Here is a 21,653-nt window from a genome sequence, read left to right as displayed (position 1 = left end):
TGTTTATGTTTCACTGATTCAGATTACGTATTGCTAAGGTTAATACATGCTCCTGTTGTTAGGGAGGCAGCACCTAATACGATCACTATCCCAATTTGGCGTTTTATCTACATATTCTTTAGCAAATTCCGATTCATTTAAAACTGTCTTTCTAAACAAGTCTTTTACAAAATCTCTATCCTCATTGTCTTTATACAATTTTGGAACTCTAAAATTATCATTTTCTCCAGCTGTAATCGCTTTTAATTGTTTGATGATATGTGTATTTACTACAGGAATATCATCTACCCAAGTAAGCTTATCGTCTTCTAGATACTCATATAATTTTTCATTAGGAACGATCACTTCAGTAAATAAATCAACAATAAACTGTTTGTCTTCTTCAAACGTATTTACTGCATTACTCATGTATTTTGCATACTGCTTACTTGCTTTGATATCATTAAGAAGTAGTATAATATAATCGTCATTTAATGTCCAATTATTAATTTTACGATTCTCTAATGCTATACTAAGCGAATTATTTTCAGCAAGAATCTGAAAAATGGCATTCTTAATAAATTTTTCGTTTGGATTACGCTCTTGAGGAGTCGCAAGATGTTTTTTGCTTGATAAGTGTAAATAGACAGTCTCTTTTTTACAAATTTCAATTAACGAAGAAACCATCACAAGATATAAATCCTGAATATTATCAATACTATAAAAAAGAAATTTCTCTTCTTTTTCAAGATTATCAGAACCGTTTTGATGCATCGCATAAATGGACTGCATTACTTTAACGCGTATGTGTCTTCTATTTACCACCTTGTAAGAACATTTAAAAATTAGTTTGCAAAAATAAGAATTTCATGCCTGATAATAAAATTTATGTTTAGTTTATTTAAGAATAATTTCGAGCCTCAATCACCATTTACAGCTGTAAAAAAAAGAGCTACATTTTACCACATAAAAAAGCCTCAGCTTCAGTCTCCGTTTACAATTAAGAACGGAGACTGAAAAACTGAGACTAAAAACTAAATGCTTTTTATTTTTTACTATTCTCGATTTTTCTTAAATCGATACGATTTTGAGCAATCGTTAATGCAGCTTGATGTGTAGTCATACCATTTTTAATAGCATAATCAAAAATCTCAAGTGTTGTATTGTAGATATTTTCTGTTTTACGCATGATTTCTGCTTTATCATAATGCTCTAATTCTGCATAAACATTAATAATTCCACCAGCATTAATCAAGAAATCTGGAGCATAAAATTCCTCTTTCTTTTAATATTAAACCATGAACATTTTCATTTGCCAATTGATTATTTGCTGCACCAGCAATAACTTTAGCTTTTATTTTATTTACAGTTGCGTCATTTAATGTTGCCCCCATTGCACATGGTGCATAAACATCAACATCTGCACTGTATAAATCATCTCCTGCAAAAATTGTAGCACCGTATTTTGCAGCTACTTCATATAATTTTTCTTCATTGATATCTGTAATCGTAACTATTGCACCTTCTTTAGTTAAATAATCTACCAAAGCCTCTCCAACATGTCCAATTCCTTGTACCAATACTTTTTTACCCGCTAAATTATCTGAACCGAATTGTTGTTTTACAGCTGCTTTCATTCCTAAAAACACTCCGTAAGCAGTAACCGGCGACGGGTTACCTGAGCCACCTCTTTCTTCAGAAATTCCTGTTACATAAGGAGTAACATCTCTTACGATATCCATATCTCTGGTTTCCATTCCAACATCTTCTGCTGTAATATATCTTCCGCTTAAAGAATGTACAAATTCTCCAAACTTACGCATCAATTCAGGTGTTTTTTGAGTTTTAGCATCTCCAATAATAACGGCTTTACCTCCACCAATATTCAATCCTGTAATTGCTGATTTATATGTCATACCTCTAGAAAGACGTAAAACATCGTTTAATGCTTCCCATTCGTTAGCATAATTAAACATCCTTGTTCCTCCTAAAGCAGGTCCCATAACTGAATTATGAATACCAATAATTGCTTTTAAACCTGTATCTTTGTCATTACAAAATACAATTTGTTCGTGATCATCAAATGATAGTTGACCAAAAACGGGATCCATTTTTTGAAGTTCCTTTCCAGTTGCAAAAGCTGCATTCATAGCAAATAATTTTTGTTAGTTAAAATTACGAATTTGTCAAAAAGACATTTCAAATTTATACAAAAAATATACATACAGCATTTTTTTAATTAAAAAATAACAATCCAGTAATTGAATATTTTCTAAAAAACATATTGAACATTGTCCAAAACCAACAATATTCATCAAAACAAGCTCATTTCAACACAGAATATCATAAAAAAATGAAAGAATTACGTTATTTAAACAAATATTTTATTAAATACAAATACAGTTTTTCCTTAGGGATTTTCATAACAATAATCGCACAAATATTTTCGCTATTTACTCCTAAACTGATAAGTAAATCATTAAGCGCTATTGAAAAGTTTGACAAACTGCCAAAATCTGAAAAAGCATCAGAGGTAGTATTATCTTTTTACCGAGATGGACTAGTACACAATGTTTTACTAATAATTGCCACAACTATTGTTGCTGGTTTCCTTACTTTTTTAATGAGACAGACCTTAATTGTGATGTCTCGCCATATTGAATTTGACTTAAAAAATGAAGTTTTTCAACAATACGAAAACCTTTCTCAAAACTTTTACAAACAAAATCGTACTGGAGATTTAATGAACCGTATTAGTGAAGACGTGTCTAAAGTACGCATGTATGTAGGTCCAGCTGTAATGTACACCATTAACACATTTATTCGATTTGCTATCGTAATCATATATATGTATAATGTTTCGCCACTTTTAACCTTATATACCATATTACCATTACCGATATTATCATATTGCATTTTTAAATTAAGTACTGAAATAAATAAGCGAAGCACCATTTTTCAACAATATTTATCAAAAGTTTCAAGCTTTACACAAGAAATATTTTCAGGAATTCGAGTTATTAAGGCTTATTCATTAGAAAATCAACATCAAAATAATATGATTGATCTAGCAAATGAAAGCAAAAGTAAAAGCTTGAACCTTGCCAAGGTACAATCTTTATTTGGTCCACTAATGATTGCTTTAATAGGAATAAGTAACCTTGTAGTAATTTATTTTGGTGGTGTAATGTACATTAACGGAAGTATTAAAAGTCTTGGAACAATAGCTGAGTTTATTTTATATGTAAATATGCTTACGTGGCCAGTTGCTTCACTTGGCTGGGTTTCTTCAATGGTACAAGAAGCCGAAGCATCTCAAAAAAGACTTAATGAGTTCTTGAAAATTGAACCTGAAATTAAAAACAATAATCCAAACCACTCTACTATCGAAGGGACAATTTCTTTTGAGAATGTAACCTATACTTATGAAGACACTAATATAACGGCGCTTAATGATGTTACTTTTACAGTAAAAAAAGGCGAAACTTTGGCTATTTTAGGCAAAACTGGTTCTGGAAAATCAACTATATTATCTTTAATATCTCGCTTGTACGATGTTTCACAAGGACAAATCACCATAGATGGAATTGAAATAAGCAAATTAAACCTCAACGATTTACGCAACAATATTGGTATTGTACCTCAAGATGCTTTTTTATTCTCTGACAGCATTAAGAACAATATTAAGTTTGGTAATCAAAATGCAACTGATGAAGAAGTTATCGAAGCTGCAAAAAATGCTGTTGTTCATGACAACATTATTAGCTTTAACAAGCAGTACGACACTGTCTTAGGAGAAAGAGGAATCACTCTTTCTGGTGGGCAAAAACAACGTGTTTCAATCGCTAGAGCAATCATAAAAAACCCCTCTATTTTACTTTTTGATGACTGTTTATCTGCTGTAGACACTGAGACTGAAGAAACCATTTTAAATAACTTATTTGAAATTTGCAAAGACAAAACTACCATAATTGTTAGCCATCGAGTGTCATCTGCCAAAAACGCAGATCGAATTATTATACTTGAAGAAGGAAAAATCATCCAACAAGGTTCTCATAATCAATTGATAAATCAAGAAGGGTATTATTCAGCATTATATTTAAAACAACTTTCCGAAAAAGAATTACTTTAATTGTTGTATAATAGATATTTTTTTAAGATTTTTGATTGCTATTAAATAAAAAAATCGATAGAACGGATTATGAGAGAAAATGACATGTTAGAAAAAGAAGAGATTTTTTCTAAAGTACTGCGAGCAGGAAGAAGAACCTATTTCTTTGATGTAAGAGCTACAAAAGCAGACGATTACTATATCACGATTACCGAAAGCAAAAAATTCACAGAAGAAGATGGTTCTTTCCATTTTAAGAAACATAAGATTTACTTGTATAAAGAAGATTTTAGTGCTTTTGCTGAAATTTTAGGAGAAATGACTTCTTATGTTTTAAACCACAAAGGAGAGGAAGTAATCTCTGAAAGACATCAGAAGGATTTCAAGAAAGAATACAGTTCTGATAAAGAAGAACAAGTATCTCACAGGTCGAGTTTTACAGATATTGATTTTGACGACATCTAATCAATTTACTGTTAAGAAGTAGAAAGTCCAAAATCTAGTCAATTTTTGGACTTTTTTTATATCTCTTAAATTTCAAAATACCAACAATGGAAGCAAATTTATTAATATTACCTGGTTTAGGAAATTCTGGTGATAAACACTGGCAAACTTATTGGAATGAGAAATTTAAAAATTCAATTCGTTTAGCTCAAGACAATTGGGACGAACCTATTCGTGAGGAATGGATTAAGAGATTGAACGAAGAAATTTCTAAACTAAACAAGCCAACTATTTTAGTTGCTCATAGCCTAGCCGTTTCTTTGGTATTACACTGGACAATATCTAACACCAACAAAAATATCATTGGAGCTTTATTAGTAGCCCCTGCAGATGTAGACTCCCCTCAACACACTCCTGAATGCATACGAAATTTTTCTCCTATGCCCATTATCAAATTACCATTTCCTTCAATAGTTGTAGCTAGTGAAAATGATCCTTATGCATCCTTTGAAAGGAAAGAATATTTTGCGAAGATGTGGGGCAGTGACTTTGTAAATATTGGACGAAAAGGACATATCAATTCCGACTCGGATTTAAAATACTGGGAGGAAGGACAAGAAATATTAAGGCAATTGATCACGAAGATTGACTTGAAATAAAAATTTTAGTCACAGCACTCAGTCTCAGTTTACATTCTACACCTACAATATCAGCTTGATTTACCGCAAACTAAAACTGCGACAGTAAACTAATTACCCTATTCGTAACCCATTTTCGATTTTAAAATCGGGCGCCAATAGAATAACATCGCCTTCTTCGCCTACTGCTCCAATCACTAGGCATTCGCTCATAAATTTCCCTATTTGCTTTCTAGGAAAATTGACTACACCGACAATCTGCCTGTCTTTTAATTCATGTCTTGTATAACGCTTTGTAATTTGTGCCGATGATTTACGAATTCCAATTTCATTTCCAAAATCAATCGTAAGTTGAAAAGCTGGCTTACGCGCCTCTGGAAAATCATCTACTTGTATAATTGTTCCCACTCTCATTTCTACTCTTTCAAATTCTGACCAAGTTAAATCCATATTTTATTTTTACTAAATTATTATTTCGCAACCTATTAATATTGTAAGCATTGCAGTTAATTATATAACGTATATTTTTTTATAGCCTTTACTTTTACTTATACAGAAGTAGTTTAACACCCTTTAATTAAAAAATAAAAAAATGGAAAATCTTCAAATTAATACTAACCAATCTCTAAGAGATTCTAAGTTTGACTTATTGCAACCATCTACAGACAAATATATAGAAACAGCATCAAATGTAAAACTATATGTAAAAGATTATGGACAAGGAAAACCCGTTATACTTATTCATGGCTGGCCTCTTTCTAATGAAATGTGGGAATATCAAATTGACTTCTTAGTTCAAAATAATTTTAGAGTAATTGCCTATGATCGTCGTGGTTTTGGTAAATCTTCACAACCTTGGGACGGATATGACTATGATAGCTTAACCGATGACTTAAAAGAAATTATCGAACAACTAGAATTAGAAGATGCGACTCTGGTAGGTTTTTCTATGGGTGGCGGCGAAGTAGTTCGTTATTTCAGCCGTCATGGCGGAAAAGGTGTTACGAAAGCAGCTCTAATTTCGTCAATTATACCTTATTTACCAAAAACCGATGATAATCCAGAAGGCCGCCCAAAAGAAAAAAGTGACGCAACAGCAAACGCCATCAAAGAGGACAGAATAGAATTTTTAGATAATTTTGGAAAAACATTTTTTGGAGTTACAATCATTAACCGCCCATTAAGCACTGTGTTATTGGAATATTACAGAATGTTATGTTCTTTTGCTTCTCCAAGAGCTACATTAAAATGTGCTGAATCCTTTTCGACAACTGATTTTAGAGATGAACTTGACTCCATAAAAGTACCTACCTTAATTATTCATGGTGATGCCGATAAAATAGTTCCTATTGAACTCACCTCTAAAAAGGCAGCCGAAGCAATTAATGATAATACATATATTATTTATGAAGGCGCCCCACATGGTTTATTTTACACAGAAAGAGATAGACTAAATTCAGATTTACTAAATTTTATAAATTCATAAATCACTTATAAATATCCAAAGAGTGCTATTCATTTACACGAAAGCTTCTTTGGATATTTTTTTTGTAATTATACTCTCTTATGCAGATTTTTAAAGTTAAATTTGAATAATCAATTTACTTATAAAAAATGGCAAAGACTCTTTCAAACATGTTACCTCTTGGTACTTTGGCTCCGCAATTTAAATTAAAAGATACTAATTCTAATTTTGAATATTCTTATGATGACATAAAGGGCACAAAAGGAACTCTTGTTATGTTTATATGCAATCATTGCCCATATGTATTACATGTAATAGAAGAAATTGCTATGATTGCTAATGATTATCGCGTACAAGGAATAGGAGTCGTTGCTATTTCTAGTAATGACGTAACAAAATATTCAGAAGATAGCCCTGAACTAATGACCGAGTTTGCATTTACTCATAAAATAGATTTCCCATATCTATATGATGAGAGCCAAGAAGTAGCCAAAGCTTACGACGCAGCGTGTACTCCTGATTTTTTCTTATTTGATAATCAGGATAAATTATTTTACCGAGGACAACTTGATGATTCAAGACCTGGCAACGGAATAACCCTTAGCGGAAGTGACATAAGAAACGCTATAGATTCCTTAATTTACAACCGAAATATCAAAAACCCGCAGAAACCTAGCATGGGTTGCAATATTAAATGGAAATAAAGTCCATTGATTAAAAAAGATTGATTAACTTTGATTAACTTTGCAAATCATAATAAATCATCCTCATGTTGAGCATTATACAATTGACGGTTATTTCGTTGTTGTTTTCTTTTACAAGAAAACCACGTGTCGTTGTATTAAATTCGCACACCAAGGCCTTCGTTAATTAGGCCTCCGTCTATTTCAATTTTTTCTTTCAGGCGGAGGATTACACTTTAAAATTTAATTATTTGTTTTACTTATAAAGATTTTTCTTTATGTTAGAACATACAATTTACCCTCATTTTACAGTTTTACAAATTTCGCATTTACAATATAAATTTAATCTGTATTTCAATTTAAAACAAATACAAGGCTTTTGAGATTGCCTAAAATAAAAATTTCATTCAAATAAAAAACACAATAGATATGAAACCTACACCTACTTTCTGTACAACAGATTATCAACTCTTAAGGGAATTAATTTTAAAGAGTAAAAACTCAACAAACTCTAAAGAAGCTGGTCAACTTGCTCAAGAATTAGATCGAGCTATTATTAGCAAAGGAGACACACTAGACAATTCGATTGTAAGAATTAATTCACACGTTACCATTGAAGACGTTAAAGCAAAGAAACAAATGAAGATTCAAATTGTTTTACCTTCAAATGCTGACGTAAAAGAAGGAAGGATTTCTATTCTAGCTCCTTTAAGTGTTGCTATAATAGGCTTTAAAGAAAATGACGAAGTTGATTGGGAATTACCTGCTGGAATAAAAACTTTAAAAATAATTGCTGTATCTAATGCACTGCCTGTAAGCAATCAATAATTTTTTAAACACCTCACTCGTGAAGGTGTTTTTTTATGTCTGATTCAAAACAAAAAAACTATCCAGATATCTGACCGAATAGTTTTATAATACTGATTATATAAATGCTTTTACAACTTTGAAGTAATATAATCTGAAATCGAAGCCATTTGTGCATCATCAAGATGTGCTTTCATTTGCATACTTACTAGAATAGGTTTCCAATCTTCTTTTAAAAACGCAGTAGGCTTGTATAGCTTATGACAACCTCCACAATTATTATCATATAGATTCAGTCCTGAAGCTACTGCTGGAACAGATTCTACAGATTTTGATAGCTCTACAATTGCCACAACTTTAAGAGCTTCTTTTTTAATAGCACACGAAAACACAATCACGGCCAAAGCTACTACAGTCAATATTCTTGATTTTATTTTTTAAGTAAATATAAAAAATCCCAAAAGCTCTCGCTTTGGGATTCAAATCTTATAAAATATAATTTTATATGTTTCTATATTACTTAACGTCCATTAATTCAACGTCAAAAATTAAATTTGCGTTTGGCGGAATTACTCCTCCTGCTCCAGATGGTCCATACCCTAAATGAGATGGAATCACGAAACGTGCTTTGTCTCCAACTTTCAATAAAGCAATTCCTTCATCCCATCCTTCAATAACCTGACCTTGTCCTAGTCTAAATTCAATTGGTTTTTTTCTTGGATAAGAAGAATCAAATACTTTACCGTTATCTAATGACCCTTCATAGTGAACAGCAACTGTTTTTCCATTTTCAGCTTTTTTCCCATCACCTCTCTGGATAAATTGGTAACGTAAACCACTTTCTGTTTTTTCAAAACCTGCTGCCAATTTTTCTATTGCAGCTTCAGCTTCAGCTTTCATAGCTGCATCACGCTTGTTACGTTCTCCTTTAAAAGTGATAAAAGCTTCGATAGCATTCCATTTCTCAGCTTCTTCTCCTACTCTTACAATTTCAACGCTAGTTAAATCATCTCCTTGAGCAATTGAATCAACGATATCCTGACCTTCTACAACGTGACCAAAAACAGTATGTTTCCCGTCTAACCAGCTTGTAGGAACGTGTGTAATGTAAAATTGAGAACCATTTGTTCCAGGTCCAGAATTTGCCATTGCCAAAACTCCAGGACGATCATGTTTTAAACTTGGATGAAATTCATCATCAAATTTATAACCAGGACCACCTGTTCCTGTTCCTTGTGGACATCCACCTTGAATCATGAAATCAGGAATTACACGGTGAAATTTTAATCCGTCGTAAAATTTATTTCCTTGTGGCTTAATTTTATTTTCTAAATTTCCTTCTGCTAATCCAACGAAGTTACCAACTGTTCCAGGTGTTAAATCGTGAGCTAATTTTACTAAAATCGAACCTTTAGTGGTATTGAATTTAGCGTATATTCCGTTTTCCATTGTATATATTTTTTATTGATGTGCAAATTTACGAATTAATTCTATATCATTTTGCGTGAAAAACACAAGTATCTTTAATAACTGGGTTTTCAAGATTGATAACCGATATTTTAGTATCCTCGTCAAATTTGTTGGTTCTCTTTACAATTTTCGCATAGGGAATTTCCTTGAGAAATATGGTATCGTTTCTAGAAGTGTATTTTCATTAAATACTATAACGTCTCCCAATCCGCAAGGTTCTCCACATTTCCAAAAATACCCTTTTATCTGCTCATTAGTAAGCGTCTTTTTACAGCTTAAACAGAGTTGGCTTAATAAAAGAAAACTAACAAAAACCACTATTTTTTTCATCTTAAAATCTTATCCTTTCGAACTCGCTTTTTTATATGTTAATCCATAAACTGTTAATGCCAATAATGCTAAAACAGCACATCCTATAGTTACAGCATGCCATCCTCCTAATTTCCATAAAAACAATCCGTAAGCTGAACCTGCCGCTGTTCCTAAAAAGCTAAATGACATAAATACTGTATTTAATCTATTTCTAGCTTCTGGCAATAACGAATAAACTCTTGTTTGATTAGATATATGGACTCCTTGAATCCCAATATCTATACAAACAATTCCGATAATAATTCCTACTATACTACTTCCTGAAAAATAAAAAATAATAAAACTAATTAACATCAATAAACAACCATATCCTACAGCTATTCTTGAGTTTCCTTTATCTCCTAATCTTCCAACTAATGGAGCTGCTAAAGCTCCTGTGGCTCCAACTATCCCAAAAAGACCTATCGTTGAACTGCTAAAGTGAAACGGAGCGTCTGATAACAATAATACCATTGTTGTCCAGAAAGCCCCAAACTGTGCAAAACAAAATGCATTGATTATTGTTGCTTCTCGTAATAAAGGCTGTGTTTTTATAAGTGTAAAAAGCGATTGCAATAATTGTCCGTATGAACCATGAAATACTGGTTTATTGTATGGGAATTGTCTTTGCATAACAAAAAACATTAGCAAACATATTCCGGCAGCAATCCAGAACATCGATCGCCAACCCCAAAGATCACCTATAATTCCGCTTAAAGTTCTAGATAATAAAATTCCAACAAGCAAACCGCTCATAATCGTTCCCACAACTTTACCTCGCTGGCTAGGTTCACTTAAAGAAGCTGCCAAAGGCAAAATTAACTGAGGAACTATGGAGGTGATTCCGATAAGAAGCGATGCAATTTCTAGAACTAAAAAACTTTGGGCTGTAGCTGCAATAACCAAGGCAACTACTGTTGCGAGTGTGGTAATCAAAATTTGCTTTTTACGCTCTATTTTATCGCCAAGTGGCACCATAAAGAAAAGACCGATAGCATAACCTGCTTGAGTAAGATAAGTTATTGTTCCCGCATCAGCTTCGGGTATCTTAAATTCATTGGCAATTAAAACAATTAAAGGCTGACAATAATAAAGGTTTGCAACTATAAGTCCAGTGCAAACTGCCATAAACATGACACTAGTTTTGGATAAATTCATTTTGCAAAAATACTATTCTAATCTTTAACAAAACTTTAAAAAAAACATAAAATCCCCAAAAGCAATTCAACCAAGGTTTAACCTTCTCTAATTCTGAAGCCTAGATTATTTCTTTTGCTATAAATTCACAGCTTGTTTTTATTGACTGAATTTCATCTGGTTTATAATTAGTTTCTTGCTCTACGAAGAAATGTTTCATCCCTGAAAGTTTTGCTTCTGCAAAAATAGATTTGAAATCTATACTACCTGAACCAATCTCTGTATTTAAAGTTACATTATTTTTATCCATGTCTTTTATATGCCACATGGTAAAACGTCCCTGATTTTGTTTAAACAAGGCTATCGGATTAATTTTCGAGTACACTATCCAATATAAATCCATTTCAAAATAGACTAATTTTTTGTCGGTCTCTTTTAATAAAATCTCATAACCTGTTGTATCTCCATATTTCTTAAATTCGAAATCATGATTATGATACGCTAATTTTAATCCTGCCTCTTTACATATTTTACCAGCTTTGTTTAGTAACGAAGCTATCTTTTTATAATCATCGGCGCTTTTTCTTAACGTATCATCCAACCAGGGAACTGTTATATACTCGCTTTCTAAAACTTTAGCGGCTTTTATTGCGGCTTCAAGTTCTGTAGTATTCCCGTCAGACAAATACGTCCCTAATCCGTAATGACCACTCACGGCTTTTAATCCATTTCTGTCTAGTAATTGCTTTAACTCTTGAGCTGACAATCCCCAAAATTGATCTTTAATTGAGAATCCATATAATTCAACTTCAGTATATCCAGCTTGCGCTACTTTCTCCAGAGTTCCCTTCACATCTTTGGGCAACACATCCCTTAAAGTATATAGCTGTAATCCAATTGTTTTTTTATTGGAAACAAAAGCCAATGACGGAACTAAACAAACTGTCGCAGTTGCCAAACTAGTATTAATTATAAAGTTTCTTCTTGATAGTTTCATTGCTTATATTTAATTTCAACTACTCTATTTGTTTTTCAAAATTCCTAATGAAGGCTACAAGATTTACCAATGTTTTTTCATCAATAATATTCCCATCAGAATCTAATTTCCCTCTAATTCCTTGTATCAAAAGTTGTGTTTCTTCATCAAATTTAGCTTCAATGGTTTTCATTATTAAGCTTAATTGTTCGTGTCCCATTTCTCCTGATGCCGAAGCCGTTATTAAGCCCACTTTTTTATTCGAAAAAACAGTTGTCGAAACGCACCACTCTAATACATTTTTTAAACTTCCCGGCAAACTAAAAACATATTCTGGTGTACAAATTATTACGCCAGATGCAGCTGCAATTTTATTTCTCAAACTAGTTATTGATTCTGGTGTTTTTTCATCATCCAAATCTGGATTAAAATGAGGAATACTTGCTAAATCCTCGAATATCTCCACCTCAAACTCATTTTTTATATGCTCTAAAATAAATTTTAAAATTTTAAAATTGCTCGAATTCTTTCTTGTACTTCCGGAGATAGCAAATATTTTTTTCTTAGTATCAGCCATTGTATAATTCTTTAATCTAATGACAATGCAAATTTCACAGCTGCATCTGAATGAATTTTTGTTGTATCAAACACTGGAACTGAAATATCTTCCTGACTTATAAGCATTGGTATTTCGGTACAGCCAAGAATAATTCCTTCGGCTCCATTTTCGATTAATTTATTAATTACCATAATATAAGCTCTTTTGGTCTGCTCATTGATTATTCCTCTTCCTAATTCTTCTTTTAATGTTTTCTGAATATAATCACGTTCATCCTGAAGGAAAGGGACAATTGCCTCAATATTATATTCGGCAAGTTTGTCTTTATAAAAATCCATTTCCATAGTGAATTTTGTACCGAGCAATCCAACTTTTTTCAATCCTTTCTTATTTATTTCTTTTGCTGTAGCTGTTGCAATATGAATGATAGGCAGGGAGATTTCTTTTTCGACTCTTTCTACTACTGCATGTGCCGTATTTGCACATAAAACTATTGCTTCAGCTCCGCTTTTCTCTAGACTTTTACATGCATTAGTTATTAGTTCGAATGTTACATCCCAGTTATTGGCTGTATTATTTCTTTGGAAATCATCAAAATTTAAAGAATAAATAATACACTCTGCAAAATTAAGCCCCTCCTAATTTGTCATTTATTCCTTCATTTATAAAACGATAATAGTCTATTGTCGAAACCCAACTAATACCTCCAACAAGCCCAATTTTTTTCATATCTAATTCTTTTCCTGATTTTCAAGCTTACGCCAAAGCAAAACGGTTTCAAACGATTATAAAATAAGCCTGTGACTCAAATCGTTTGAAACCGTTATTGTAAAAGTATTTTTTTATTCTTTAATAGCTAAATTATCTCTGGTATTTTTTTGAACTGCAATTGCTCCAAATATCCCTAATAAAAATGCAAAAGCATAAAATCCTTTTTCGCTAGGCAGAATAGTAGCATTCCAAAGTCCAATTGTTAACAAAGCAATTGACAGAATTGTTCCAAACCAGCAAATTCCATAATAAATATCAGTAACAGGAAGCCCTTCTAATCTATCTCGCACACTTTTTTGCAATGAAATTACAGCAAACAATCCAAACATTAAAACTGTAAAGTAATATCCTTTTTCATTTAATAACATTTCAGCTCTAGCAAGTCCTACCAGATAACCTATTATTCCTGCTCCCATAGCAATCCATGATGCTGCAACAAATGCATTCGACGTTTTTTGTACCATTTTTTAATTCAATTTTAGGTTAGATTAGTTAATTTATTTTTACTGATAATTTTATTATTTGCGATTATTTTTTGGCCTTCAATAATCATTTTTATTCCATAACAAATAGTTGCTAATGCGCAACCAATACTAACAATTACGTTGGCCAGACTTACTGTCGTAATTTTTTGAATTATTATATAAATACCGATGATTGCAATTACAGATGTCCATGCCCCAATATAAAAGTCAAATTTTCTATTGAATAATTTTCCCAGCGGAAAAAAGTGTAATCCAACAATCAATGCAAAAAATGGAATAAACAATTCATTATGATTTATATTCATTAAAATATTCTTTATCAGAAAAACACCTAATGCTTCTATTCCAAAGATCATTAAAAACCTTTTATCTTTTTTCTCTTCTTTTTTTGTTTTAATAATGTCATTAACATTCATTAAACTTTTATAAAACTTTATAAACCGAAAGTAAAAAAACAAAAAACCTAGAACTATAATTCCTAATGAAACACCAACAATTCTATCTTTATTTATCAAATTGAATTCAGCAATTAATATCCAGATTATAGTATTTATAATCATCAGAAATAATCCTCCTATTATTTTCTCTATATTCTTTTTTGTGGCTGATTTCATTTTATTTATTTTCGTATTTCGCAAAAATTGCTGAGTCTATTGGTGTCCAAAAACAACACTTTTGCCCACTTGCTTTTAGCGCATTATTTGCCCAAGTATTGCAAGTATGAAGCAAGCTATAACTTCCAGTTCCTTCATAGAAAGCATCTCTTTTACCGTAATTCTGATCTGTTTTGATGTGCATCAATCCCCCCTTTTCGTCTTTCTTGAAACTATTTTTTATATAATCAACCAAACGAACGTATTGTTCCTTACTGATAATAATTTTTTTACAGGTTGCATTTTCTTTTATATTTGAAAAATAGGTTGCATGTATTGCTGTATTACTTAATCCGGATGCTGCTTTAAGTGCAGTCGAAGCTTTTAAATCTGACCAATTTGGAGTTTCAAGATAAAACCCTTTATCTCCCCATCCCATTGCCAGATATTGATAGGTTGTATCTTTAGAGATTGTATTTTCATACTTTACCTCTTTACTCCAGTCCATAAATTCGTTACGAGTAGGAACTACAATATCGGTGTGAACACCATTTGTCATGATATAAATCGTAACTTCTTCTTTAGTATCTGGCTCTCTTTCAACTGTAATTCTCGAGACAGAATAAGTAAGAATGACATACAATAGGATAAAGGCAACAAATACAAGTAGTATTTTACCAATAATTTTAAGGACTTTTTTCAATGTGGCTAAGGTGGTTAGTTAATTTCCTGTTTTTTTCGCTAAAATAGTAGTATTTTATTTAACAAAACAATAATACTGTTAAATAAAAAACCCTTCTAAAATTCATTTGTTAATTCTTAACATTTAGCAAAAAGAAGACCAAAACTTATTTTTTATACAAAATTTTTAATGCTGCTTTGGTTGCATTAAGTCGCACTGCTATAAAATCATCTTGATTGATTTCTTTTGTTGGTTCTATGTTTGTTGCAAAAAAGTAAACTCCGTCCTTATTTTCAAGGTAACCTACAAACCACCCGTTGCGTTTAGCCCCATCTACAGATAAACCTGTTTTTCCTCTTAGGATATAATCATCCTTCTTTTCAACTACCATAATATCTTTCATTATCAATTCGGTTCTTTTTGAAATCGGTAATTCTGAGAAATACAATCTTTTTAAGAAATCAATCTGTTGGAATTGAGAAATTCTAGATTTTCCTTCTAACCAGAAATTATCAATCGTCAGGGTATCAAAAGCCATTGTATTGTAATCTAATTTTTTTAGATATTCTTTCATTCGTTTCACTCCTACTTTTCTTGCGATTTCCTGATAGCAAGGAACACACGAAACTTTAAACGCTTGCTTAAGTGTTAAATCTTGTTCCCAAGCTTTCATCCATCGTTTTTCTCCATTCCACTTAAAAACTGTCGAATCGCTTTTTACAACTCCTGTCTCAAGGGCAATAATCGAATTAGGGATTTTGAATGTTGATGCTGGAATATTTCCTCTTTTTGCCCAAGCAAAATCATTAGAATAATAGGTCTTTTTATTACTATCGTAAATCAATATTGAACCTTTTACTTTTAAGCTGTCGAGTATTTTGTCAAACTCGGCAACAACAATTTCTTTGTCTTTTCCTGTTTCTTTTTTAGTTTCTTTTTTAGTTTCGGTCTTAGTTTCTTTGTTTTTAGATTGACAACTTACATTTAGGTTCATCAATAAAAAGAGAGATAGAATTAGTGCTGGAGTTTTCATTTTTTATTTTTTTTGGTGGTGATCTTATTTTAGGATGCAATAAACGCCTTTAATATTAAATTAGTACTAAATAAATCTTATGCAAAGTAGCAGACTCGCCAAGTTTACATTAGTCTAGTTATTTTATTTAGTTTTTATTGAATCTTTTCTAAATCTTTCTTCATTAATTGAGTTGCATCGTTGAGTTTAACTTTCTCAAAATATTTTTCTAATTCGACTAACCTTTTCTTATTATCATACTTTATACTCGAATTTAATTTTCTCTGACAAGCTGAACATAATCTAATGGTGCTGTTATCTGTTTCTGGCAAACTAATTGTCCCATTCATTACGCAATCTGCCACTATACAATGATACAATCCGAACATATGCCCTATTTCATGGGAACATGTTTTTAATAATCGCGATAAACATAAATCAAAATTAGTAGGTGTTAGCACCTCATCTTGTAATCTATAAATAGAACTCACTCCTATTTTATCTCTATAAGATGCTAACCCAAATACATAATTCCATTCGGGTTTAGGAAATAAATCTATTTCCGTTAATGCCATTAAAGCAATTCTATCTAATGGTTTTTCTTTTTTAAGTACACTATCTAAGATATAACCTGCTAAAAACTGTTCGTTATCTTCGTATCCAATTCGTCTGGCTGAACTAGGAATTATATCGTTAGAGAATTTCAAAGTTTTGGTTTTTAATTGAAAGAAAATCTCAAGATATTCTCTAACTAATTCGATTTGCTTCTTTTGCAGAGTAGTAAAATCCCCAATAGGCCTAATATAAATAATATTAGAATTATTTGTTGGAACTACATGTCTGGAATTTATAAATTGCTCAAAACTTTGTCCTTTTTCTTTATGCGTAAAGAGCCATTCACCCTCTACAGGTTTAGATAGCTTTACATCGTTATCTGCTATACCATCGAAGTATTGATCCTCCTTATTCTGACTACATGAGTAGAAAGTTAGAAATAATAAGAATATTAGTTTTTTCATAAAATCTGGTTCAAGTTTTACTGGCACAAACTTGCCTTTAAATAATTATTTCTTAGCCATTATAACTCATTGACGTTATTGTACTGTTTGTTATTTCTATATCCAATAAATGGTCTCGATAAAAATCATCTCCACCTGAAATGGAACAGAAAATGTTCCCTGAATCTTCTACTATTATTGCGTTCTATATCTTCTAATGTATCGTACCAATCTTTATTTGCTCTGTCTTCATTACATTCGTTATTATAAAAATCGATTAATTTGGATTATGACAATTACTCAACCAATTAATATAGTCGGAAATTTTATCTAAATAATTTTCAATGTGCTCGCTGGGGAGATAAACTGAAACCTTTCCCTTTTCAGTTAATTTATTAAATACTACAATGCTTTTATTGGCGATTTTAAATTTATTTTTATTGTTCTTTGATTTAACAAAATCACTCAACTCAAGCTTCGGTTGTTCTCTTTTTTCTCTATATTTTCTAATATCTTTTATAATGAAGTTATTTTTGTGTGATTTGGCTTTTCCTTCCATTACATACAACTTTGTTGCCTCTTTTCTATTGGTTAAATCGGCAACAGTTTTAAAAACCTCATAAGCTGATTCATGAAATCCTAACAAAGTATAAATATAGAAAAAACTATATCATCCTGTTTTGTTCTGTTAGCATTTTTTAATTCAGCTAAAGTAAATCATAAAGCTTTTCGACACTTTTTACTGAACTTCAGATTTTCTAAACGCTGTAGATAGCTCTATATAATCTTTTGTATAATCTCTATCCATTTTCAATATCACCTTCACTTATTAAATTATAAAAATCATTAAATACATCTTCCACCTCATCTGCTTTTTCATTATCCCATAATACAATTGGGTAATTGTTATCCTCTTTATTTCTATTGCTATCAAAACAGAGCAGTCCCCAATCACTCCAATTAGCAAAGGGAATGTATCCTTTTTCAATTAAATCATCCCTTAGATTCTCATGGAAAATCATTTCTGCTAGAGATTTTTTCCAACTATTTACCGGATGTTCAAAAAATGAAGCCTCTAAAATATGAAGCTCATAAAAGTGTTTGTGTTTTAAAAATATTCTTATAATCTTCGGGGAATTCACAACCAAGTCGATTTTCAAATTCTTTAATTTCACTATCCGTTACTTTACTAGCAATAGGCAACCAAATTCTCCACTCTTCATCTTGATCTTGATTAGGATCAGCCATTTCAGCTTCAATTTTATTTGGCTGTGTATTGCCACCAACCTCAACAAACTTTTTCAAATAAAAATCAATTACTTTTTTTATTTTTTCTTTATTCATTTTTTTGTTTTTTCTTATGCCTAAATCTATCAATCATCAACTATTTCTCTTTGCGCACAACCTCTTCGTTTTTTTTTGCAAACATCAATAACAAACTAACATAATAACATTCTATTCTTTTAACTATTTAATCCCCTAACAATTCTAATTCAATTTTATTATTTATTAAAAAAATCAAAACTCCTTTAAATTCAATAATAACTGTAGTCTTTAATTTATTTTTATTCAAATCTGTTACTTCAATATACTTATCTATGATTTTCACTATGGTCAACTGATCTTCTATCGTAAGTTTTAGATCTCCATATCGATCAACAAAAATTCCCGTCCAATGAGTAAATGATTCAAAAATTTCAGATAAAATTTCAAACTTCTTATCATCTATTTGGAATAATAATTCCTTGTTATCGAATCTATGAAAATCTAATGCCATTACTTTCTTTTTTTTAAAATTCTTACTTAATAATAAATGAGCTCTAACTTTATTTGCTAATGTATTCAAAAAACCTCTCTCCTTAAATATTATTTTGTCAGATTTATCAATATTTGGCTTATCCCATTCAAAATCATATCCAACCATAAAATGAACCTCTTATACGTTTAATACCTAAATATGACAACATTGAACAGATTATGTATTTTCATTTAATTTCAGATACCTTATTTCTTTTAATCTATAATCTTTATAATCTCTTTGTCTCTAAAATCTTTGATTCCTACTTCGCGAAAAAAACTTTGTATCTTTGCAGCCTAGAACCTTTTGAATAAAAAAAATGCGCATAGATATTATTACTGTTTTACCTGAGTTATTGCGAAGCCCGTTTTGAAGCTTCGATTATGAAACGTGCTATTGACAAAGGTATTGTCAAGAGTACATTTTCACAATTTACGCGACTATACAACCAATAAACAGAAGAGTGTTGATGATTATCCTTTTGGCGGTGGTGCTGGAATGGTAATGACTGTTCAGCCTATTGATGCTTGTATTACGCATTTGAAAAGTGAAAGAGAATACGACAAGAATATGTCGCCTGATGGTGAAACGCTAAACCAAAAAATGGCTAATACGATGTCGATGTACGAAAACATCATCATTTTATGTGGACATTATAAAGGTGTTGACCAAGAGTTCGCGATCATTTTATTACGAAAGAAATTTCGATTGGTGATTATGTTTTATCTGGTGGTGAATTAGGTGCTTTGGTTTTATCGGATGCATTGATTCGACTAATCCCTGGTGTTTTAAGCGACGAAACTTCAGCCCTAACTGATAGTTTTCAAGATAATTTATTGTCTGGCCCCATATACACACGCCCTGCAGATTATAAGGGATGGAAAGTTCCTGATGTTTTAACCAGTGGCCACTTTGCTAAAATTGACAAATGGAGAGAAGATATGGCTTATGAACATACTAAAAACAGACGCCCTGATCTTCTTGAAGAGAAGTAATTCTGTATTCAGTTACAGTTTACAAATTGGCATATTAAAAATGGAGAGTAAAGACTATAAGCTGAAAGTCGTGACTCAATAACACAGATGATTTACTGCAGTCTGATTATGAGGATTATAACTAAATAATAAGACGAAAAACTTTAAACAATAAAAACTTTAAACTTTAAACATTTTTTATTATATATTTGCACCCAAATTAGACCAACCTCTGGCGAAATCCGTGTATGTTGCTCTATTATAAACCAGTAATTAAAGATATCATGGCAGATTTAATGAAATTCGTTCAAAACGAATTTGTTAGAAAAAAAGATTTCCCAGTTTTCGGAGCTGGAGATACTATCACAGTTTTCTACGAAATTAGAGAGGGTGAAAAAACAAGAACTCAGTTTTTTAAAGGAGTTGTTATTGAAAGAAGAGGTTCTGGTAACACAGAGACTTTTACTATTCCGTAAAATGTCTGGTGCTATTGGTGTAGAGCGTATCTTCCCAGTTAACTTACCAGCTTTACAAAAAGTTGAAGTTAACAAAAGAGGAGCTGTACGTAGAGCTAGAATTTTCTACTTCAGAGAACTTACTGGTAAAAAAGCTAAGATTAGAGCAGAAGAAGATAATTTTTTATCTCTTTACCATAAAGATCCCGATTCATTATTTATGAATCGGGATTTTTTTTGTTCTAAACAAAATATCAAAACTGTACTTCTTTGGCTTGAAAACCATCGATTTGTCAATTATACCTGCTTAAAATGGCAATCTGTTAATTTAAGGAATTCTAAAAAAAACGCAACCGTTTTCGGACTGTTTTACTTATATTTGCTTCGCTCATTTTAAGCCAATTCTTACCCTTTTACATCGTCATTTTTTTGACGATACGATTATATTAAAAAAGAAAAAAAAATGACACAGAATTCAAAAATTGTTTACACCTTAACTGATGAGGCGCCATTATTAGCGACTTATTCTTTCTTGCCTATTGTACAAGAATTTACTGCTACAGCGGGTATTGCTATTGAAACTAGAGACATTTCGTTAGTGTCTCGAATTTTATCTAATTTCCCGGAGTACTTAACCGATTCTCAAAAAACAGGGGACGCCTTGGCTGAGTTAGGACAACTTGCTACTAAACCGGAAGCAAACATCATTAAGTTACAACATTACTTCGGCATCAGTTCCTCAATTAAAAGCTGCCATTGCCGAATTACAATCTCACGGTTATAAAATTCCAAATTTCCCTGAAGATCCACAAAACGATACTGAAAAAGAAATTAAAGCTAAATATGCTAAAGTATTAGGTTCTGCTGTAAACCCAGTTTTACGTGTGAAGGAAACTCTGATCGTAGAGCACCAAGAGCTGTGAAGAATTTTGCAAAAGCAAATCCACACTCTATGGGAGCTTGGTCACCTGATTCAAAAACTCATGTTGCGTCTATGCCAAATGGTGATTTTTACGGAAGTGAAAAATCACTTACTGTTCCTAATCCTACTGATGTAAAAATTGAATTCATTGCTAAAGACGGAACTACTACTGTTTTAAAAGAAAGCACTCCTCTAAAAGCAGGAGAAAATATCGATAGTGCTGTATTGAACTTAAATGCTTTGAAAAGCTTTGTTGAAACAACTATCGAAGAAGCAAGAAAAGAAAACATAAGGTGCTGCCTCCCTAACAACAGGAGCATGTATTAACCTTAGCAATACGTAA

23 protein-coding genes and 5 pseudogenes are annotated in these 21,653 nt (G+C 31.7%); 10 read left to right on the top strand and 18 right to left on the bottom strand.

Annotated features, from left to right (window positions below):
• Positions 1-75: 75 nt before the first annotated feature.
• Together AC1RYN_RS06980 and AC1RYN_RS06975 are read right to left on the bottom strand one after the other, a co-directional pair.
• Positions 76-771 (bottom strand): annotated as a pseudogene (locus tag AC1RYN_RS06980) (antitermination protein NusB); the annotation flags it as partial.
• 253 nt (positions 772-1,024) lie between these two features.
• A pseudogene (locus AC1RYN_RS06975) lies at positions 1,025-2,129 on the bottom strand (Glu/Leu/Phe/Val family dehydrogenase).
• 203 nt (positions 2,130-2,332) lie between these two features.
• On the opposite strand from AC1RYN_RS06975, the gene AC1RYN_RS06970 reads away from it, so the two are divergent.
• The 3 genes from AC1RYN_RS06970 (at position 2,333) to AC1RYN_RS06960 (ending at position 5,193) form a co-directional block, all read left to right on the top strand.
• Positions 2,333-4,111 (top strand): ABC transporter ATP-binding protein, encoded by a 1,779-nt coding sequence (locus AC1RYN_RS06970; RefSeq protein ID WP_481806378.1) that lies wholly within the window; start codon positions 2,333-2,335, stop codon positions 4,109-4,111.
• Positions 4,112-4,180: 69 nt separating this feature from the next.
• Positions 4,181-4,555 (top strand): PUR family DNA/RNA-binding protein, encoded by a 375-nt coding sequence (locus AC1RYN_RS06965; protein ID WP_481806377.1) that lies wholly within the window; start codon positions 4,181-4,183, stop codon positions 4,553-4,555.
• Positions 4,556-4,641: 86 nt separating this feature from the next.
• A complete protein-coding gene (locus AC1RYN_RS06960; RefSeq protein ID WP_481806376.1) occupies positions 4,642-5,193 on the top strand; it encodes an RBBP9/YdeN family alpha/beta hydrolase in 552 nt (183 codons plus the stop codon).
• Between the two features lie 93 nt (positions 5,194-5,286).
• Here the strand turns inward: AC1RYN_RS06960 and AC1RYN_RS06955 are convergent, their stop codons facing one another.
• On the bottom strand, positions 5,287-5,622 hold the full coding sequence (locus AC1RYN_RS06955; RefSeq protein WP_481806375.1) for a tRNA-binding protein: 336 nt from the start codon (positions 5,620-5,622) through the stop codon (positions 5,287-5,289).
• A 142-nt stretch (positions 5,623-5,764) separates the two neighbouring features.
• Here AC1RYN_RS06955 and AC1RYN_RS06950 point away from each other — a divergent pair, with 142 nt between their 5' ends.
• From AC1RYN_RS06950 to AC1RYN_RS06940, 3 genes are all read left to right on the top strand, one after another.
• Positions 5,765-6,658: an alpha/beta fold hydrolase gene (locus AC1RYN_RS06950; RefSeq protein WP_481806374.1), complete on the top strand. Its 894-nt coding sequence runs from the start codon at positions 5,765-5,767 to the stop codon at positions 6,656-6,658.
• Positions 6,659-6,786: 128 nt separating this feature from the next.
• Positions 6,787-7,341 carry a thioredoxin family protein gene (locus AC1RYN_RS06945; protein WP_481806373.1) on the top strand — a complete coding sequence of 185 codons (555 nt, stop codon included), beginning with the start codon at positions 6,787-6,789 and terminating at the stop codon, positions 7,339-7,341.
• Positions 7,342-7,749: 408 nt separating this feature from the next.
• On the top strand, positions 7,750-8,148 hold the full coding sequence (locus tag AC1RYN_RS06940) for a GreA/GreB family elongation factor (protein WP_481806372.1): 399 nt from the start codon (positions 7,750-7,752) through the stop codon (positions 8,146-8,148).
• Positions 8,149-8,258: 110 nt separating this feature from the next.
• On the opposite strand, the gene AC1RYN_RS06935 is transcribed toward AC1RYN_RS06940, so the two are convergent.
• The 15 genes from AC1RYN_RS06935 to AC1RYN_RS06865 form a co-directional block, all read right to left on the bottom strand.
• On the bottom strand, positions 8,259-8,546 hold the full coding sequence (locus AC1RYN_RS06935; RefSeq protein ID WP_481806371.1) for a cytochrome c: 288 nt from the start codon (positions 8,544-8,546) through the stop codon (positions 8,259-8,261).
• 97 nt (positions 8,547-8,643) lie between these two features.
• On the bottom strand, positions 8,644-9,576 hold the full coding sequence (locus AC1RYN_RS06930; RefSeq protein WP_481806370.1) for a peptidylprolyl isomerase: 933 nt from the start codon (positions 9,574-9,576) through the stop codon (positions 8,644-8,646).
• Between the two features lie 360 nt (positions 9,577-9,936).
• Complete coding sequence (locus AC1RYN_RS06925) at positions 9,937-11,076, bottom strand: MFS transporter (protein WP_481806369.1); 1,140 nt, start codon at positions 11,074-11,076, stop codon at positions 9,937-9,939.
• A 130-nt stretch (positions 11,077-11,206) separates the two neighbouring features.
• Complete coding sequence (locus AC1RYN_RS06920; RefSeq protein ID WP_481806368.1) at positions 11,207-12,082, bottom strand: sugar phosphate isomerase/epimerase family protein; 876 nt, start codon at positions 12,080-12,082, stop codon at positions 11,207-11,209.
• A gap of 19 nt (positions 12,083-12,101) precedes the next feature.
• Complete coding sequence (locus AC1RYN_RS06915; protein WP_481806367.1) at positions 12,102-12,638, bottom strand: NADPH-dependent FMN reductase; 537 nt, start codon at positions 12,636-12,638, stop codon at positions 12,102-12,104.
• Positions 12,639-12,649: 11 nt separating this feature from the next.
• The gene (locus AC1RYN_RS06910; protein ID WP_481806380.1) at positions 12,650-13,231 is read right to left on the bottom strand and encodes an aspartate/glutamate racemase family protein; all 582 of its coding nucleotides are present in this window, start codon (positions 13,229-13,231) and stop codon (positions 12,650-12,652) included.
• A gap of 231 nt (positions 13,232-13,462) precedes the next feature.
• Positions 13,463-13,855, bottom strand: a complete 393-nt coding sequence (yiaA, locus tag AC1RYN_RS06905; RefSeq protein WP_481806366.1) for an inner membrane protein YiaA — start codon at positions 13,853-13,855, stop codon at positions 13,463-13,465.
• A 14-nt stretch (positions 13,856-13,869) separates the two neighbouring features.
• Entirely contained in the window at positions 13,870-14,490 is a 621-nt protein-coding gene (locus AC1RYN_RS06900) for a hypothetical protein (protein WP_481806365.1), read from the bottom strand.
• A gap of 1 nt (position 14,491) precedes the next feature.
• Complete coding sequence (locus AC1RYN_RS06895) at positions 14,492-15,172, bottom strand: TIGR02117 family protein (RefSeq protein WP_481806364.1); 681 nt, start codon at positions 15,170-15,172, stop codon at positions 14,492-14,494.
• Between the two features lie 145 nt (positions 15,173-15,317).
• Positions 15,318-16,184 carry a class D beta-lactamase gene (blaOXA, locus tag AC1RYN_RS06890; protein WP_481806363.1) on the bottom strand — a complete coding sequence of 289 codons (867 nt, stop codon included), beginning with the start codon at positions 16,182-16,184 and terminating at the stop codon, positions 15,318-15,320.
• A 134-nt stretch (positions 16,185-16,318) separates the two neighbouring features.
• On the bottom strand, positions 16,319-17,182 hold the full coding sequence (locus tag AC1RYN_RS06885; protein WP_481806362.1) for an archaemetzincin: 864 nt from the start codon (positions 17,180-17,182) through the stop codon (positions 16,319-16,321).
• A gap of 256 nt (positions 17,183-17,438) precedes the next feature.
• Positions 17,439-17,807 carry a hypothetical protein gene (locus AC1RYN_RS06880; protein WP_481806361.1) on the bottom strand — a complete coding sequence of 123 codons (369 nt, stop codon included), beginning with the start codon at positions 17,805-17,807 and terminating at the stop codon, positions 17,439-17,441.
• A 154-nt stretch (positions 17,808-17,961) separates the two neighbouring features.
• On the bottom strand, positions 17,962-18,303 hold the full coding sequence (locus AC1RYN_RS06875; RefSeq protein WP_481806360.1) for an SMI1/KNR4 family protein: 342 nt from the start codon (positions 18,301-18,303) through the stop codon (positions 17,962-17,964).
• On the bottom strand, positions 18,251-18,505 hold the full coding sequence (locus AC1RYN_RS06870; protein ID WP_481806359.1) for an SMI1/KNR4 family protein: 255 nt from the start codon (positions 18,503-18,505) through the stop codon (positions 18,251-18,253). The genes AC1RYN_RS06875 and AC1RYN_RS06870 overlap by 53 nt, the downstream gene beginning before the upstream one ends.
• 127 nt (positions 18,506-18,632) lie before the next feature.
• Positions 18,633-19,085 (bottom strand): hypothetical protein, encoded by a 453-nt coding sequence (locus AC1RYN_RS06865; RefSeq protein WP_481806358.1) that lies wholly within the window; start codon positions 19,083-19,085, stop codon positions 18,633-18,635.
• Positions 19,086-19,278: 193 nt separating this feature from the next.
• Here AC1RYN_RS06865 and trmD point away from each other — a divergent pair.
• The 4 genes and pseudogenes from trmD (at position 19,279) to AC1RYN_RS06845 (ending at position 21,637) form a co-directional block, all read left to right on the top strand.
• Positions 19,279-19,954 (top strand): annotated as a pseudogene (gene trmD, locus AC1RYN_RS06860) (tRNA (guanosine(37)-N1)-methyltransferase TrmD).
• Positions 19,955-20,217: 263 nt separating this feature from the next.
• Positions 20,218-20,554 (top strand): annotated as a pseudogene (gene rplS / locus AC1RYN_RS06855) (50S ribosomal protein L19); the annotation flags it as partial.
• 297 nt (positions 20,555-20,851) lie between these two features.
• A pseudogene (locus AC1RYN_RS06850) lies at positions 20,852-21,311 on the top strand (NADP-dependent isocitrate dehydrogenase).
• A complete protein-coding gene (locus AC1RYN_RS06845; protein ID WP_481806379.1) occupies positions 21,242-21,637 on the top strand; it encodes an NADP-dependent isocitrate dehydrogenase in 396 nt (131 codons plus the stop codon). The pseudogene AC1RYN_RS06850 and the gene AC1RYN_RS06845 overlap by 70 nt, the downstream one beginning before the upstream one ends.
• Positions 21,638-21,653: the final 16 nt, after the last annotated feature.

The sequence above is a fragment of the Flavobacterium sp. TC780 genome (assembly GCF_056783245.1).
This window is presented reverse-complemented; position numbering and strand designations above follow the sequence as displayed.